The sequence below is a fragment of the Nostoc sp. genome, from assembly GCF_036917975.1.
GTDB lineage: Bacteria > Cyanobacteriota > Cyanobacteriia > Cyanobacteriales > Nostocaceae > Nostoc.
The window spans coordinates 53,736-68,323 of the sequence record NZ_JBALEJ010000042.1; the positions used below are offsets into that span (position 1 = coordinate 53,736).

Annotated in this window: 10 protein-coding genes; 5 read left to right on the top strand and 5 right to left on the bottom strand. The window is 42.6% G+C overall.

Features of this window, described 5'->3' with window-relative positions; translation table 11 throughout:
* Window positions 1-178 precede the first annotated feature (178 nt).
* Window positions 179-1,678 carry a UDP-N-acetylmuramoyl-L-alanyl-D-glutamate--2,6-diaminopimelate ligase gene (locus tag V7K76_RS18610; RefSeq protein WP_334779918.1) on the bottom strand — a complete coding sequence of 500 codons (1,500 nt, stop codon included), beginning with the start codon at window positions 1,676-1,678 and terminating at the stop codon, window positions 179-181.
* 144 nt (window positions 1,679-1,822) lie between these two features.
* Entirely contained in the window at window positions 1,823-2,104 is a 282-nt protein-coding gene (locus V7K76_RS18615; protein ID WP_334779917.1) for a glutaredoxin family protein, read from the bottom strand.
* A 72-nt stretch (window positions 2,105-2,176) separates the two neighbouring features.
* On the opposite strand from V7K76_RS18615, the gene V7K76_RS18620 reads away from it, so the two are divergent.
* From V7K76_RS18620 to V7K76_RS18640, 5 genes are all read left to right on the top strand, one after another.
* Window positions 2,177-2,365, top strand: a complete 189-nt coding sequence (locus V7K76_RS18620; protein WP_334779916.1) for a DUF4089 domain-containing protein — start codon at window positions 2,177-2,179, stop codon at window positions 2,363-2,365.
* Entirely contained in the window at window positions 2,362-3,747 is a 1,386-nt protein-coding gene (locus V7K76_RS18625) for an AtzE family amidohydrolase (RefSeq protein WP_334779915.1), read from the top strand. The genes V7K76_RS18620 and V7K76_RS18625 overlap by 4 nt, the downstream gene beginning before the upstream one ends.
* A 179-nt stretch (window positions 3,748-3,926) precedes the next feature.
* Window positions 3,927-4,553 carry a CDP-alcohol phosphatidyltransferase family protein gene (locus tag V7K76_RS18630; protein ID WP_334779914.1) on the top strand — a complete coding sequence of 209 codons (627 nt, stop codon included), beginning with the start codon at window positions 3,927-3,929 and terminating at the stop codon, window positions 4,551-4,553.
* Window positions 4,554-4,675: 122 nt separating this feature from the next.
* The gene (locus V7K76_RS18635; protein WP_334779913.1) at window positions 4,676-5,773 is read left to right on the top strand and encodes a sensor histidine kinase; all 1,098 of its coding nucleotides are present in this window, start codon (window positions 4,676-4,678) and stop codon (window positions 5,771-5,773) included.
* A gap of 214 nt (window positions 5,774-5,987) precedes the next feature.
* Window positions 5,988-6,662 carry a response regulator transcription factor gene (locus V7K76_RS18640; RefSeq protein WP_334779912.1) on the top strand — a complete coding sequence of 225 codons (675 nt, stop codon included), beginning with the start codon at window positions 5,988-5,990 and terminating at the stop codon, window positions 6,660-6,662.
* A gap of 291 nt (window positions 6,663-6,953) precedes the next feature.
* On the opposite strand, the gene V7K76_RS18645 is transcribed toward V7K76_RS18640, so the two are convergent.
* The 3 genes from V7K76_RS18645 to V7K76_RS18655 form a co-directional block, all read right to left on the bottom strand.
* Window positions 6,954-8,270 (bottom strand): hybrid sensor histidine kinase/response regulator, encoded by a 1,317-nt coding sequence (locus V7K76_RS18645; protein WP_334779911.1) that lies wholly within the window; start codon window positions 8,268-8,270, stop codon window positions 6,954-6,956.
* A gap of 305 nt (window positions 8,271-8,575) precedes the next feature.
* Window positions 8,576-10,411 carry a two-component system response regulator gene (locus V7K76_RS18650; protein ID WP_334779910.1) on the bottom strand — a complete coding sequence of 612 codons (1,836 nt, stop codon included), beginning with the start codon at window positions 10,409-10,411 and terminating at the stop codon, window positions 8,576-8,578.
* Complete coding sequence (locus V7K76_RS18655; protein WP_334779908.1) at window positions 10,408-14,124, bottom strand: ATP-binding protein; 3,717 nt, start codon at window positions 14,122-14,124, stop codon at window positions 10,408-10,410. Before V7K76_RS18655 ends, V7K76_RS18650 begins: the two co-directional genes overlap by 4 nt.
* Window positions 14,125-14,588: the final 464 nt, after the last annotated feature.

The window sequence follows — 14,588 nt, forward strand, 5'->3', positions numbered from 1 at the left end:
AAATAATTCTGTCTTCGATTTTCACCTTTATGTGTGCATTTTTTACAAAATCCCCACGGAAATAAATATTAACTATGGAAAATTGGGGATTGGGGACTGGGGACTGGGGACTGGGGATTGGGGACTGGGGATTTGGGAAGAGTTAGCAATGCCCAATGCCCCATGCCCAATGCCCAAATTAATGTATTTTCAATCTTTCGTGTAAAGCATTGCGTGCGTGTTCTCGGTCGTCAAAATGGATTTTTTCGGTGCCGAGAATTTGATAATCTTCGTGACCTTTACCGGCAAGCAATACTCCATCACCGGGTTGTGCTTGTAAAATAGCGGTACGAATTGCGATCGCTCGATCGCAAATTACAGTTGGCTGCACTGTGTCAGCTATTCCCGCTAAAATATCTTGCAAAATCCTTTCTGGGTCTTCAGTCCGGGGATTATCTGATGTCACTACTGCCACATCAGCTAACTCAGCAGCTATCTTACCCATTTTTGGGCGCTTAGTGCGATCGCGATCGCCTCCACAACCAAATACACAAATCACTTTGCCCGGTATAAATGGACGTGCGGCTTTCAGTAAGTTTTCTAGGCTATCCGGTGTGTGGGCATAATCCACAATCACGCTAATATCTTGCTCGGTATTAATTTGTACCCGTTCCATACGTCCAGGAACTCCGGGAAACTCAGGTATTACAGATGCCACTAACTGTAAATCTAGCCCTAAGTGTAAAACTGTTCCTACGGCTGCGAGAAGATTTTCTAAATTATATTGTCCGACTAGGGGCGATCGAAAAGCCACATCACCTTTTGGTGTATGTAATGTCCCACTAACACCATTGGGCTGGTAATTTAAATCACTCATCCATAAATCAGCGCTGTTGTCGTTGACGCTGTAACTCCAAACTCGTTGGGAATCTAACGAAGCAATTAACCGTTTGCCATAAGCATCATCAGCATTAATTATTGCCCGTCCCTTGAGATAATTCGGGCTAAACAACAAGGCTTTGGCAGCAAAATAATCTTCCATGTCGCTGTGATAGTCGAGATGGTCTTGGGTAAGATTACTAAACACCGCTACTTCAAATTCACAGCCCAATACTCTACCTTGGGCCAAGGCGTGTGAACTGACTTCCATCACCCCGAACTCACTACCAGCATTTACGGCCTCTGCTAACTGCTGTTGCAATTCCACTGCAAAGGGTGTAGTGTGGGCAGCAGTTTGCTCAAAACCTGCCCAACGAGTGTAGAGAGTTCCCATCAAAGCTGTCGCTAAATTCGCTTTGATGAGCAAAAATTCGATTAGATGAGTAGTTGTAGTTTTACCATTTGTACCAGTCACGCCCACCAGCTTGAGTTTGCGTCCTGGATAACCGTAAAAAGCACTGGCTATCTGGGCGCAAGCTTGAGTTATGTTACTGGCACTGATAACTACAGCCTCATTTGTGGGAGGATTTTTTTGTGCCGCTTCAGGAGAGACGATCGCAGCAACAGCACCAGATGCGATCGCACTTTGCCAAAATTCTCCACCATCAACCCGCGTTCCTGGCATCCCAATAAATAAATCTCCCACACGACACGCATGGGAATTCGTCTTTAAACCCCTAACTTCCACATCCTCTAAAGTCGGATGGCTAGGTAATTGCTCAACACTGTCTACCGCTGTTAGTAATTCCCGTAATTTCATTTTGTGAACCTCGTCACGTCGCTTCGTTCCGAATTAAAAATTCAAAATTCAAAATTAACAAACCCATCAATAAACTTAGTTGCTCTGTATCCCTTTCTTTTTCGGTAAGACGCTTGTCTTGCGCTTATTCTGCATTATTTTTTTCTAATTGTCTAAATATTTACGCAACATTTGCTCTAACTGCTGCACACTAGCACGAGGAGAAGGACGTGGCAATAATTTCTCACTCCCCTCCGCGTCCTCTGCGCCTCTGCGGTTCGATAAATAAAGTATCGGCACTTCATACTCATACGCAGCAAACCAATCTTCACGAGTTGTAATATCTCTAACTGCCAACTCGAAACTGAGATTTTGGATTTGTTCTAGCTTTTCTTGCAAGCCTTCACATAAATGACAGCCGGGTTTACTGTATAAGATTAATCGCATTTCAGTTGTGGTAAGAAGTTATTAGTTTAGAATAACGAACCGCAGAGGCACAGAGGACGCAGAGGAGGAGAGATGAGAAGAGAAGGGTTTGATGTGGGTGAATATGTTGATCAAATGGGGTTGTTGTTGGATTTAGAGATCGCAGATGAGTATCGTGATGGGGTGGTGGCAAATTTTGAGAGAATTAGAGCGATCGCTCATGTTGTAAATTCTTTCCCTTTACCAGAGGATGTTGAAGTTGCACCAGTTTTTCAACCATGAATGATGCTGTATCAATAGCTGCTGCTGTGCGTGAAGGCAAAGTTAGTGCAGTGGAAGTTACTCAGGCGGCGTTAGCACGAATCGCAGCAGGGGATAATCAACTCAATTGTTTTACGGCTGTGACTGCTGAAACAGCTTTAACAGATGCAGCCCGCATTGACAGGGAAATTGCCCAAGGTAATCATCCGGGAATCCTTGCTGGTGTGCCTTTTGCGGTGAAAAATCTCTTTGATATTGCTGGGTTAACGACTCTGGCGGGATCGAAAATCAATGCAGAAAATCCAGCAGCAAGCCTTGACGCAACCGCAGTAGCCAAGCTGAAACAAGCGGGTGCAATACTAATTGGCGCTTTGAATATGGATGAGTACGCCTATGGGTTTGTCACGGAAAATTCTCATTACGGTGCTACTCACAACCCCCATGATTTACAGCGAGTTGCTGGTGGTTCATCGGGTGGTTCGGCGGCGGCGGTTGCGGCTGGATTAGTACCATTGACATTGGGTTCTGATACTAATGGTTCAATTCGGGTTCCGGCGGCGTTGTGTGGTGTTTTTGGTTTTAAGCCGACTTATGGAAGGTTGTCTCGTGCTGGGGTAGCTTTGTTTTCTAGCAGTTTTGACCACATTGGCCCTTTTGCGCGTTCGGTGCAAGATATCGCTACGGTGTTTGATGTGCTTCAGGGAGAAGACGATCGCGATCCAGTTTGTACTAAGCGTCCGCCTGTAGAGACGTTACATGTAACGTCTCTACATCAAGATATCTCTAATATCAGAATTGCCATTGCTGCCGATTACTTTGTTAAAGGTGCAGAACCCCAAGCTTTAGCAGCAGTGCAAAAAGTAGCTGATGCTTTAAACGTCACTGAATACGTAACTATACCAGAAACGCACCGCGCCCGTGCAGCAGCCTTTGTGATTACAGCCAGCGAGGGCGCAAATCTGCATTTGCATCAGTTGCAAAGTCGTCCTGAAGATTTTGATCCAGCAACACGCGATCGCTTTTTGGCTGGGGCGTTAATTCCAAGTAGCTGGTATCTCCAAGCACAACGATTTAGACAATGGTATCGCGATCGCGTGCGGGAAGTTTTTCAAAATGTCGATGTCATTCTTGCGCCAACCACACCAATTTCAGCACCGCTAATTGGTCAAGAAACCATGATTTTGGATGGCGAAGAAATTCTTGTCCGTCCTCATTTAGGGTTATTTACTCAACCATTATCTTTCATTGGTTTACCTGTTTTATCAGTACCAATTAAGCGCCAAAATGCTTTACCTTTAGGTGTGCAATTGATTGCAGCACCATATAATGAAGCATTAATTTTACGGGTTGCAGCTGCGTTAGAGGCGAAAAGTGTAGTTTCAGCAAATATACCAGGCGATTAGAAATCGCGGCTACACAAACCAAATCCGCCTACGCGGACTCAAAGAAGTTGAAACCCACGGAGGTGGGTTTTGTTTGTATAGCCGCGAATTCCATTCGCCAGGGCAGGCTCCTACGGTGTGTTGCATCCAAATGAGAACCGCTATGATATTTCAAGACCAGATCAAATCTAAGTTTATCTATGACCACAAAGCCTTGGGATGCTCAACTTGCTTACAGGCTAGTTAAACCTTTAAAAGATAGTTGGGTAAACCCTAATCATCTCACCACAGTCAGACTTGTAACTGGGTTAGCGGCTGCCATCGCGATGTCTACAACCGGCTACACCTACGCAGTTAGCAATGTCATCTGGGCTAACATTGGAGCAGCACTGTTTGCCTTATCCAACTTTCTAGATCATACAGACGGTGAATTAGCCCGTTTGAGTGGAAAAAGCAGCAAATGGGGACATCAGTATGACCTTGCTAGTGATGCCATCATCCATATTCTTTTATTTGTGTGTATTGGATATGGTCTTAGGGAAGGAAGATTTGGTTGGTGGGCATTGCTGATGGGGATAGTCTCTGGCGTGTCTGTTGCCTGTATCTTTCATTTGCGAAACCAAATTGAACAGCGTTCAGGTAAAGAGGCTAACCGTCAACCAAATTTCGCCGGGTTTGATATTGAAGATGTGCTATATTTGTTTCCCATCGTTACCTTACTAAATGGACTAGAGCCGTTATTAATAGCAGCGACAATTGGCGCACCAACTTTTGCAGTATGGGTAATTTGGCAATTTCTGACACTCCCGCAGCCTGAATCAAACTAGTACAAAAAGGCAAAAGTTAGAGAGACGCGATAAATCGCCGTCTCTACAAACAATTTATCCATCAATTATTTATTGACAGACTACTATTACCACCAATCGGACTTAAAATTAAAAATTAATCAATGTTAAGTCGATTATTGACTATAAAAAAAGCTATCAATGAACGTGGTGAGACTTATGGCCTAATAGCGATCGCCTTTGCGATTGTTATAGTACTGGAATATTTGACACCCCCTGAGTATGTATTTGGCTATCTCTACACAGGGACGATTTTGTTAGCAGATTCCCGCTTGAATCGGAGAGCAGTTTTAGGGATCACTCTTGCCGCTACAGGATTAACACTGTTGAATTTGTTTATCCCAGGAGGAGAAATAATTGCCCTGCCAACGGTGGCAAATAGGTTGATTGCAGTATTGGCGTTGGTGGTAACAGGTTGGTTAAGCGATCGCAACCACCGCAATGAAGAAGCGATCGCTTATACTCAAGCACAACTACGCTCTCAAGAACAACTAGCGATTATGCGTGAAGATTTTATTTCTACCCTAACGCATGATTTGAAAACACCCCTATTAGGAGCAATTGAAACGCTGAAATATTTTCAAAATGAGCAATTTGGTGAAATCACGCCCATGCAAGCAAAAGTCTTGCAAACAATGGCTCGTAGTCATCGGAGTACACTGCAATTAGTCCAAACTCTTTTAGATGTCTACCGGAATGATGCCGAAGGGCTAAAACTCCAGATGTCACCCGTTAATTTAGTGACAATAGCAGAGGAGATCATTGCTACCCTGAGCGAACTAGCGAGAACACGTCAGGTTTATATTTCTCTGCACTATGGTGAATCAGATTTTCGGAGTTTTCTCTGGGTAAATGGCGATTCTTTGCAACTTGGGCGAGTCTTCACCAATCTCCTGAGTAATGGCATTAACCATACCCCTCGTGGCGGTAAAGTAGAAGTAGTATTTGAAGGTTATTCTAGCGATCAAGTGGTAAAAATACTCGATACTGGTTCCGGCATTACCGAAAAAGAATTACCCCACTTATTTGAGAGATTTTATCAAGGAAATAGCGATCGCCACGTCTCCGGTTCTGGGCTAGGACTTTATTTGACCAGGCAAATTATTACTGCTCATGGGGGTACAATTTGGGCAGAGAATCGCTCACCACGCGGCGCACTTTTTGGTTTCCGACTCCCTGCTTGTCCACCACCGGGGAGTTGAGAGGGATTGGGGATTGGGGACTGGGGACTGGGGACTGGGGACAAGGGGACTGGGGATTGGGAACAAGGAGAATAACCTAATCCCAATCCCTAATCCTAATCCTAATCCAATCCCTAATCCAATCCCTAATCCCAATCCCAATCCCAATCCCTAATCCTAATCCCAATCCCCAATCCCCAATCCCCAGTCCCCAATGCCCAATGCCCAATTACTAATGACAAAAATCTTACTCGTTGAAGATGATGAATTATTTCGGCTTGGTTTGCGGATGCGGTTGCAACAAGAAACCAGTTTGGAGATTGTCGCAGAAGCAGAAGATGGGGAACAAGCTGTAGAATTAGCAAATCGCTATCCTCTGGATTTGGTCTTGTTGGATATAGGTTTACCGGGAATTGGCGGGATTGAGGCTTGTCGCCAAATCAAGCAGAAGCACCCAAATTTACCAATTCTCGTTTTAACATCTCGTTCTGAAAAGCCCCTGATTTCGCGGTTAATTGCCGCTGGGGCCCAAGGTTATTGTTTAAAAGGTATTCCTGCTGAGTCTCTGATATTGGCGGTGCGATCGGTTGCAGCAGGCGCTTCTTGGTGGGATCAAACGGCAACAACAGAAATTAGAGCCGCTTTTGAGGGCAATTCGATGGCGATGCAGTCCGCAAAAACTGAGGAATCCTTAGAAAATCCCTTAACGAAGCGCGAACAAGAAATTTTGGCACTAGTAGCAGCTGGCAAAAGTAATCAAGAAATTGCTGAAACTCTCTATATTGCCCCTGGTACAGTAAGGGTTCACGTTCATGCTATTTTACAGAAACTAGAAGTACGCGATCGCACTCAAGCCGCAGTTTTAGCTATCCAAAAAGGATTAGTAGCACCAGAATTGTTGATTAATTAGATTTTATTGGGCATTGGGCATTGGGCATTGGGCATTGGGCATTGGTTATTCTCCTGGGAGCATCCCAAATGTGTAAAAACATATTTTGTCATTGCGAGCGTAATGAAATGGAGCGTTCGCGTAGCGTCTCGAAGAGAAGCAATCGCAACACCTAGACCTTGCTTGCGATTGCTTCATTCCGCTTCGCTTCATTCGCAATGACAATCTGTTATCCTAGTCAATTTGCAAAATTGGGATGCTCCCATTCTCCTTGTCCCCCTTGTCTCCTTGTCCCCCTTGTCTCCAATCCCTTTAATGTAATGAAACCTCAGGTTGCTCTATGGGAATTTCGATCGCAAATTCTGCTCCTTTGCCAACAGATGAGTTACAGGTAATATTTCCTCGGTGTTTTTGGACGATAATCTGATAGCTAATGGATAATCCTAGCCCACTACCTTTACCCACAGGTTTTGTGGTAAAAAATGGATCAAATAAACGCGATCGCAATGATTCTTCAATACCAAGACCATTATCTGCGATCGCAATTTTGACCATATTTAAGTCTGTCACCTCTGTATGAATCCGAATTTGGGGAGTAGAAAGTAGGGAGTAGGGAATAGAAGATTTATTTTCCACTCCCTCTTCTATTGCATCAATAGCATTATTCAACAAATGCATAAATACTTGATTTAGTTCACTCGCATAACAAGTTACTAGGGGCAAATTACCATAATCTTTGACTATAATAATTGCCGAACGATCGGCTGTTTCTCTGAGCCGATGTTGTAACATCACCAAAGTATTTTCAATATCTTCATGGATATTTACCCGCTTCATCTCTGCTTCATCGTGCCGAGAGAAGTGTTGTAGCGCTAGTACAATTTCCCGAATCCGATCGGAGCCTCTATACATTGCACCTATCAGGTTTTGTAGATCCTTAATCATAAAATTCAGGTCTATATCTTTGGCTATTTCCTGAACTTTTGGTGTAGGTTTGGGATATTCCTGTTGATAGACCTCGATCATATTTACTAGGTCTTCTACATATTGACCAGCATATTGGAGATTTCCATAAATGAAACTGATTGGATTATTAATCTCATGAGCCAGCCCAGCTACTAACTGTCCCAACGCCACCATCTTTTCGTTCTGAATTTGTTGAACTTGAGAGGATTGCAAATTATCTAAAGCCTGTTGGAGTAAAAAGTTTTTTTCTTGTAGTTTAACTTGGAGCAAACGTAAATTAATCTGGTTTTCAATTCGCAACACCACCTCTGCCCCATGAAATGGTTTGGCAATATAATCTACACCACCAACATCAAAAGCTTTTACCTTATCTACAACATCATCCAGGGCGCTAATAAAAATTACTGGAACTTCGCAAGTTTTCTCGTCAGCTTTCAGTTGTTGACAAACTTCATAGCCATCCATACCTGGCATGTTGATATCCAGCAAAATTACATCAGGCAAAACCATTTGACAGGCAGTCAGTGCCATTTTACCGTTTAAGGCTTTGCGAACTTCAAAACCTTGTGCAGTCAACATCGCCGATAAAAGCCGTAAATTATCTGGCGTATCATCTACCACCAAAATATTTCTTTTGTAATTGTTAGTTTGATTAAAATGCATTATTATCAGAAGTTATGCGTATAATTATTGAGGATAGTAAATGCTTATTTGAAATCACCCTAAAATTTGCTGACCAACTTCACCAAAATACTTATGTTTATAGTTTAACTCCCACGGTGGCTAGAGAGTTTTGCCGAATATAATAGCTATTAACCTGTTATGAGCTTTATCTAAGGGGAGCAACTTTTTAAGACAATTTAATTTTGAATTTTGTTAGCGCAGCGTTAGCGAGTCAGCGAGCGTCATTTTGAATTTTGAATTGATTCATGGAGTTTGCCTCCTACTTATCCTCGGTCATTTAATATCTACCATTGAGGCGCTGCGGCGAGCAACTTCAGAACTAATTGTTGTTCTATGGGTTTAGAAAATAGATATCCTTGAGCAAAATTACAATTTAAACTTCTCAATTGTGCTAACTGTTCTTCTGTTTCGACACCTTCTGCGATCGCACTCATCCCCATTGAGTTAGCAATACCAATCATTGCTGGTACTAAACCCATATTTTCTTTATTCTCCTGCATACGTTTGACGAAAGATTGATCGATTTTAAGTGCATTAAAAGGAAAGCTGTGCAGGTAACTTAGAGATGAATATCCTGTACCAAAGTCATCCATAATTAACTTAATTTTTCGCTGCTTGAGTTGTTGCAGAATTATTTTAATTGCCTGACTGTTTTCCATAATTACACTTTCGGTAATTTCTAATTCCAAATATGCCGGATCTATTTTATTTTCATAAATTATTCGGTCAATCTGTTGTACAAAATTCGGCTGTAAAAATAATCTAGCACTCAAATTGACACTCATAGTTAGAGGTTCTGGTGTCACTGGGAAATGTTGCCAGATGCTTAATTGATGACAAGCTGACTGTAATACCCAAGTATTGATGGCATTAATCAAACCCGTTTCTTCAGCCACAGGAATAAATTCTGTGGGAGAAACTAAACCACGAATCGGATGTCGCCAGCGCACCAAGGCTTCAAATCCAGAAATCATACCTGTATTCAGAGAAACAATTGGCTGATAATAAACGAGGAATTCTTGCCTTTCCACAGCCCTTCGTAGGTCATTTTCTAACTCTAAAAGCTGAATAGCTTCCTGATGCATGGCTGGATTGAAGACGTGATATTTACCTCTTCCTTGAGCCTTAGCCCGATACATTGCCGTATCAGCATCTCGCAATAAATACTCTGGGCGATCGTAATCTTTATTACCCCAACTAATGCCAATACTGGCATTCATAAATACTTCATATCTTGACAGTTTAAAAGCAAGGGATAGCTGTTGCAAAATCTGTTCGGCAACTTGGATTGCTATATTGATATCTGTGATATTTTCTAGGAGGATGCCAAATTCGTCACCACCCAATCGTGCTAGAGCATCAATAGGAATCAAACATGCTTGCAGGCGGCGGGCGATGCCTATCAGCAATTCATCTCCCACCAAATGACCGAGAGAATCATTGACAACTTTGAAGCGATCGCAGTCTAAAAAAAGGACTGCAAACTGATAACTAGATTCTTGCTTCGCCCGATTTAGAGCATTTTCTAGTCGCCTAATAAATAAAACTCGGTTTGGTAATCCAGTCAGTGAATCATGCAATGCTATATCTAGCAATTGGCTTTGCAATTTCTGACGGGAATGGATTTCTTGTTGAAGTTTTTGGAGAGTTGTTTCTAGCTCACTAGTCCGCTCTTTTACCCGATCTTCTAGTTCGACATTTAGTTTCAATATTTCTAATCGCGCCGATCTCAATGCTAGTTGATTTTGCACGCGTACTAAAACTTCTTGAAACTCAAAAGGTTTGGTAATGTAGTCTACACCACCCACCCTAAAGGCTTTAACTTTATCAAAAACATCATCTAAAGCACTAATAAAAATCACCGGAATATCGGCTGTTAGTTCCCAAGCTTTAAAGGTCTGACAAATTTCATAGCCATCTACTTCTGGCATCATAATATCGAGTAGAATCAAATCCGGTAATACTGTTTGAGTTGCTGTCAGTGCCATTTGCCAGTTTAAGGCTTTACGAACGTTATACCCTTCCCTTGTCAATATGGAGGATAAAACTCGGAGGTTATCCGCCATATCATCAATGATCAAGATATCTTTTTTCTCAGGGTCTAAATGCTCGTAATTCATTCTACGTTGGTTCTAGTCAATTCCATGATTTTCTCAAACTGGTAGTTATTTGCTAAATCCCTAAGAACTTGGAAAACTTGACCATTATCTGATGGAATTTGCTTGAGTAACTCTAAAATCAGTTCATCGCTACAGCTGGCTGCGGCGTAGTGGATCTGTTGGAGCAACTCAGGTGACATTTGTGATAAATGTCTCAGGAGTTCGGCAGTACTGACAAACATCTGTGTAGATTGATCCACAAACAGTGTGTTTGTGGTTTCTACTTGGTTGGTATATTTTAAACCTAGATGTTGGCTCAGTTTTTCCAATAATACTTCCTGTGTGAATGGCTTGCGAATAAAATCGTCGCAGCCAATGGATAAAATTTTCTGGCGTTCTTCTTCAAAGGCGCTAGCAGTTAGGGCAATAACGATCGTGTGTGTATTGGGGCGATTTGGCGTTGCTTCAGAGAAGTTGTAAGGAGAAGCCAAGGTTGTTGGCATCAACTTTGCAAACGTGGATACACCAGTTGCTTCGCCTACGGGAGAAGCTTTGCGTACAACTTTGACTGTCTCGGAGTTAGCTGAATCGGTTAACCCTCCCGTTAGGTAATGGCTTCCCGATGATGCGAGTTGTTTGAATTTTGGGAACCTCCGCAACGTATTGGCTGCCCCATGCCCGATTTCTCTAGCTTTAATTATTCTTGTGGCTTCATAACCGTCCATAACCGGCATTCGCATATCCATAAAAATTAAGTGTGGTTGCCAAGATTCCCAATTTGCGATCGCTTCACGACCATCTGTAGCTTCCCGGACTTCAAAGCCTACAGATGTGAGAATTTTAACTAGCAGCAGACGACTTTCTTTGGAGTCATCAACTACTAAGATACGGTATGCTTTCTCACTAAGGGTTAAAGCTATAATTTTAGATTTAATTTGATTTGCCGGGATTTCTCTGGGGCAAGTGAGAGCAATCTGAATATTAAAGGCAAATGTACTACCGACACCAGGTATACTGCTGACCGTAATATCTCCCCCCATCAGTTGTACATATTTGCGGCTAATCGCCAAACCTAATCCCGTCCCTTGTTGCGATTTTCTGCCGATTTCAGTTTGCTCGAAAGCCTCAAACAACAAGTCAATTTCTTGGGGTGCAATGCCACAGCCAGTATCTTGGATCTCGAAGATTAGGGAGTGGGGATTGGGGATTGGGGACTGGGGATTGGGGACTAGGGACTGGGGATTGGGGATTAGGGATTGGGGATTAGGGATTGGGAATTGGGGATTGGTTATTAATTCTTCTACCCCTGCTTCCTGCTTCCTACTCCCCATTCCCCGCTCCCCAGTCCCCGATCCCCGCTCCCTGATCCCCGCTCCCCAGTCCCCAGCCCCCAGTCTCACACTTAATGTCACGCTCCCCGAATCAGTAAATTTGATGGCATTTCCTAAGAGATTGATCAAGACTTGACACAGTTTGTTTTCATCTGTTTCTATGTACTTAGGAATATCTTGTGTATATTTAAACAGTAATTCTAAATTTTTAGATGCAGCAGGCAAGTGCAACATTTCTTCTAAGTTCTTCAACAGATGAATTAAGTCAAAGCTGCTGCGATTTAATGTGATTCTGCCAGCTTCGATTTTGGACATTTCTAGAATGTCGTTAATTAAGTTGAGTAGATGTTCGCCAGCCCGATTAATAATTGCTAAGTTTTCTTGATGTTCGTCAGATAGTGAATAATCTCGGCTCATAACTTGGGTAAAACCCAGAATGGCGTTGAGTGGGGTACGCAGTTCGTGGCTCATGTTAGCCAGGAATTCACTTTTGGCAAGGTTGGCGGCGGCGCTTCGCGCGGCTTCTCTAACAGCAGCTTGTTGCTCTTGTGCAGCGATTTTTTGCGATTCAATCAGTTCTTCTTGGGTGGTTTGTAGTTGCTCAATCACTTGTTGAAACTCTTCAGTACGTTTTTTGACTTGAGCCTCTAAGTTGCGATTGTATTCTGCTAATAACTTTTCTGTTTGCTTGCGTTGGGTGATATCAAAAAATGTAGCGATCGCAAAAACCAGATTCCCCGATTCATCATAAATTGGCTTTCCTAAAACCTCAATGGGAATAATCTTGCCACTATGGCGAATTTCCATATCGTCAATCCTGGTGCTTTCCCCAAGCAATGCTCTCGAAATTGGCAGGCGATCGCTGGGGTAAAGTTGATCTGTCCCGGCAAGGTAAATTTGATATACCTCTGATAATTGTTCGGTATTAACTTCTGCGATCGCTCCTTGACCAAGAATTTGCTGCCCAATTTGATTTGTATAATAAGGTTCACCTTCAGCATCAATAATAAATACACCTACCGGCATGGCTTCTAAAAATTGAGTTAGCCGACTCTGACTGTGAGACAGTGCCTCATTTAAACCCTGCATCTCGGCATTCTTTGCTGACAAAGCACTGAAGGATGCTTGGAGTTGCTTTGCCATAGTTTCAAATGACTTTGCTAGTTCCCCCAGTTCATCGGAACGCTGAATTTCTGGTGTTTGCTCCCATTCACCTTGAGCAATTTTCTTCGCTGATGCGTTTAATTGTAAAATCGGCTTAATTACCCAGCGAGCAGTCAAAATCCCAATTCTTGTCGCTACTAAAAAAGCAACTATGGACAGCAAAATAGTAATGCGGGTGTTAGCGTTAATTTCCTCCATAAATTCGCCTTCGGGAATCACCGCCACAATTAGCCAATCTAAACCTAGTTCATCCTTCAAGCTTTTTACCTGCACAAAATAACGCATTCCATCGGCGGTAAAACTTAGCTGGTGCTTCCCCCCAATAAACCCCAGATTGCCAAAACGTTTGATTAAAGACTGTGTTGTAAGTCTAATTAAAGAATTTTGACTATTTAATGCCGATAGTCGTTTTCCTTTACCATTAATGATGGTATATGGTGGTTCGCTTGTAGAAGAAGCCACTATTAACCCAGAACGCTCTAAAATAAAAGTTTTACTCGACTCTTTGATTTTTAAGTTAGCTAAAAATTTGCCGATTTGTGACAAGAGTAAATCAACACTAATCACCCCAACAAATTTGCGATTTTTATCGTAAACAGGATAGCTGGAAGATATGGATAAAATTTCTGGTTTATCTTCCCATTGATAAATTTGACTCCAAACTCGGTTGCCGATATTGACTGGATCTGTATACCAAGCTTCTAGGCGAGGATCGTAATTTTTGACTTGCTGCAAATGGCGACGATTTCCTTGCTTGTCTGTAGGATAAATATAAAGTTTGCCTATGCCACCCTTTTGACTAACTTCATTAATTAGGAGCTTGCCATTATCTAGACGTTCAACACCGATAAATTCACCTTTAGGATTGGCAAAACTGTTGTAGCCAACATTGAAAACCTGCATTTGTTTCCAAAAGTAATTGCCGGTGGTTTTAAAGTCCGAAAGGTTGAGCAAACCTAGCTCAACTGCATCTAAGTTGATTTGATTGATTTGCTTCGGGGTTGTTAAATAGCTATCAAGATGCTGTTCAACGCGATCGCAGATTTCATTTTCTAATTGAGTAGCAAGCTCATTTACGGCTTTTTGGCCGTTTTGATATGAAAGATAGCCTACAAGTCCCACCGCCCCACAAATTTGTAGTATAAAGGGCACAATCAGAACATATCGCAGGGGCATTTTGGCATAAACTTTGCCAACTAAACAATTAATAGATTTGACGGGCTGAAGTTTGGATAACATTGTTGTTTAATTCTTCCCTAGCATATTTAGGGGTGTTTTGCCATATCAGCTACATCGTGTATCACCATAATTACGGCGTACTATCACTTTAACCACAGTATATTCCAAAACCATAAGTACAAAAAAGCACATTTTTATACTTATTTAACTAGCTGAGTTCCTCCAACGCCTAATTTTCAAACTTTGCGACTGCCAAGGTTGTTCGGGTACGCGATCAAATTAGCCCCGTTCGCGTAGCGTCTCCCTTTGGGAGAAGTTGAGGTTTAAAGCCTTGCCCGCAAGTGGCGCGTTCGCGGTAGCGTTCGCACGAGAAAAATCCTTGTGTTGAAAGGTAGGTTGAAACCCCGACGCCACTTGCTTTATGCCGGGAAACCCGTCCACCGCAGTGGCTCCCCGATGAAAAGCCTGCTTAGTTTCCCTACTCCCCACTCCCCACTCCCTACTCCCTACTCCCTTTCATTGGC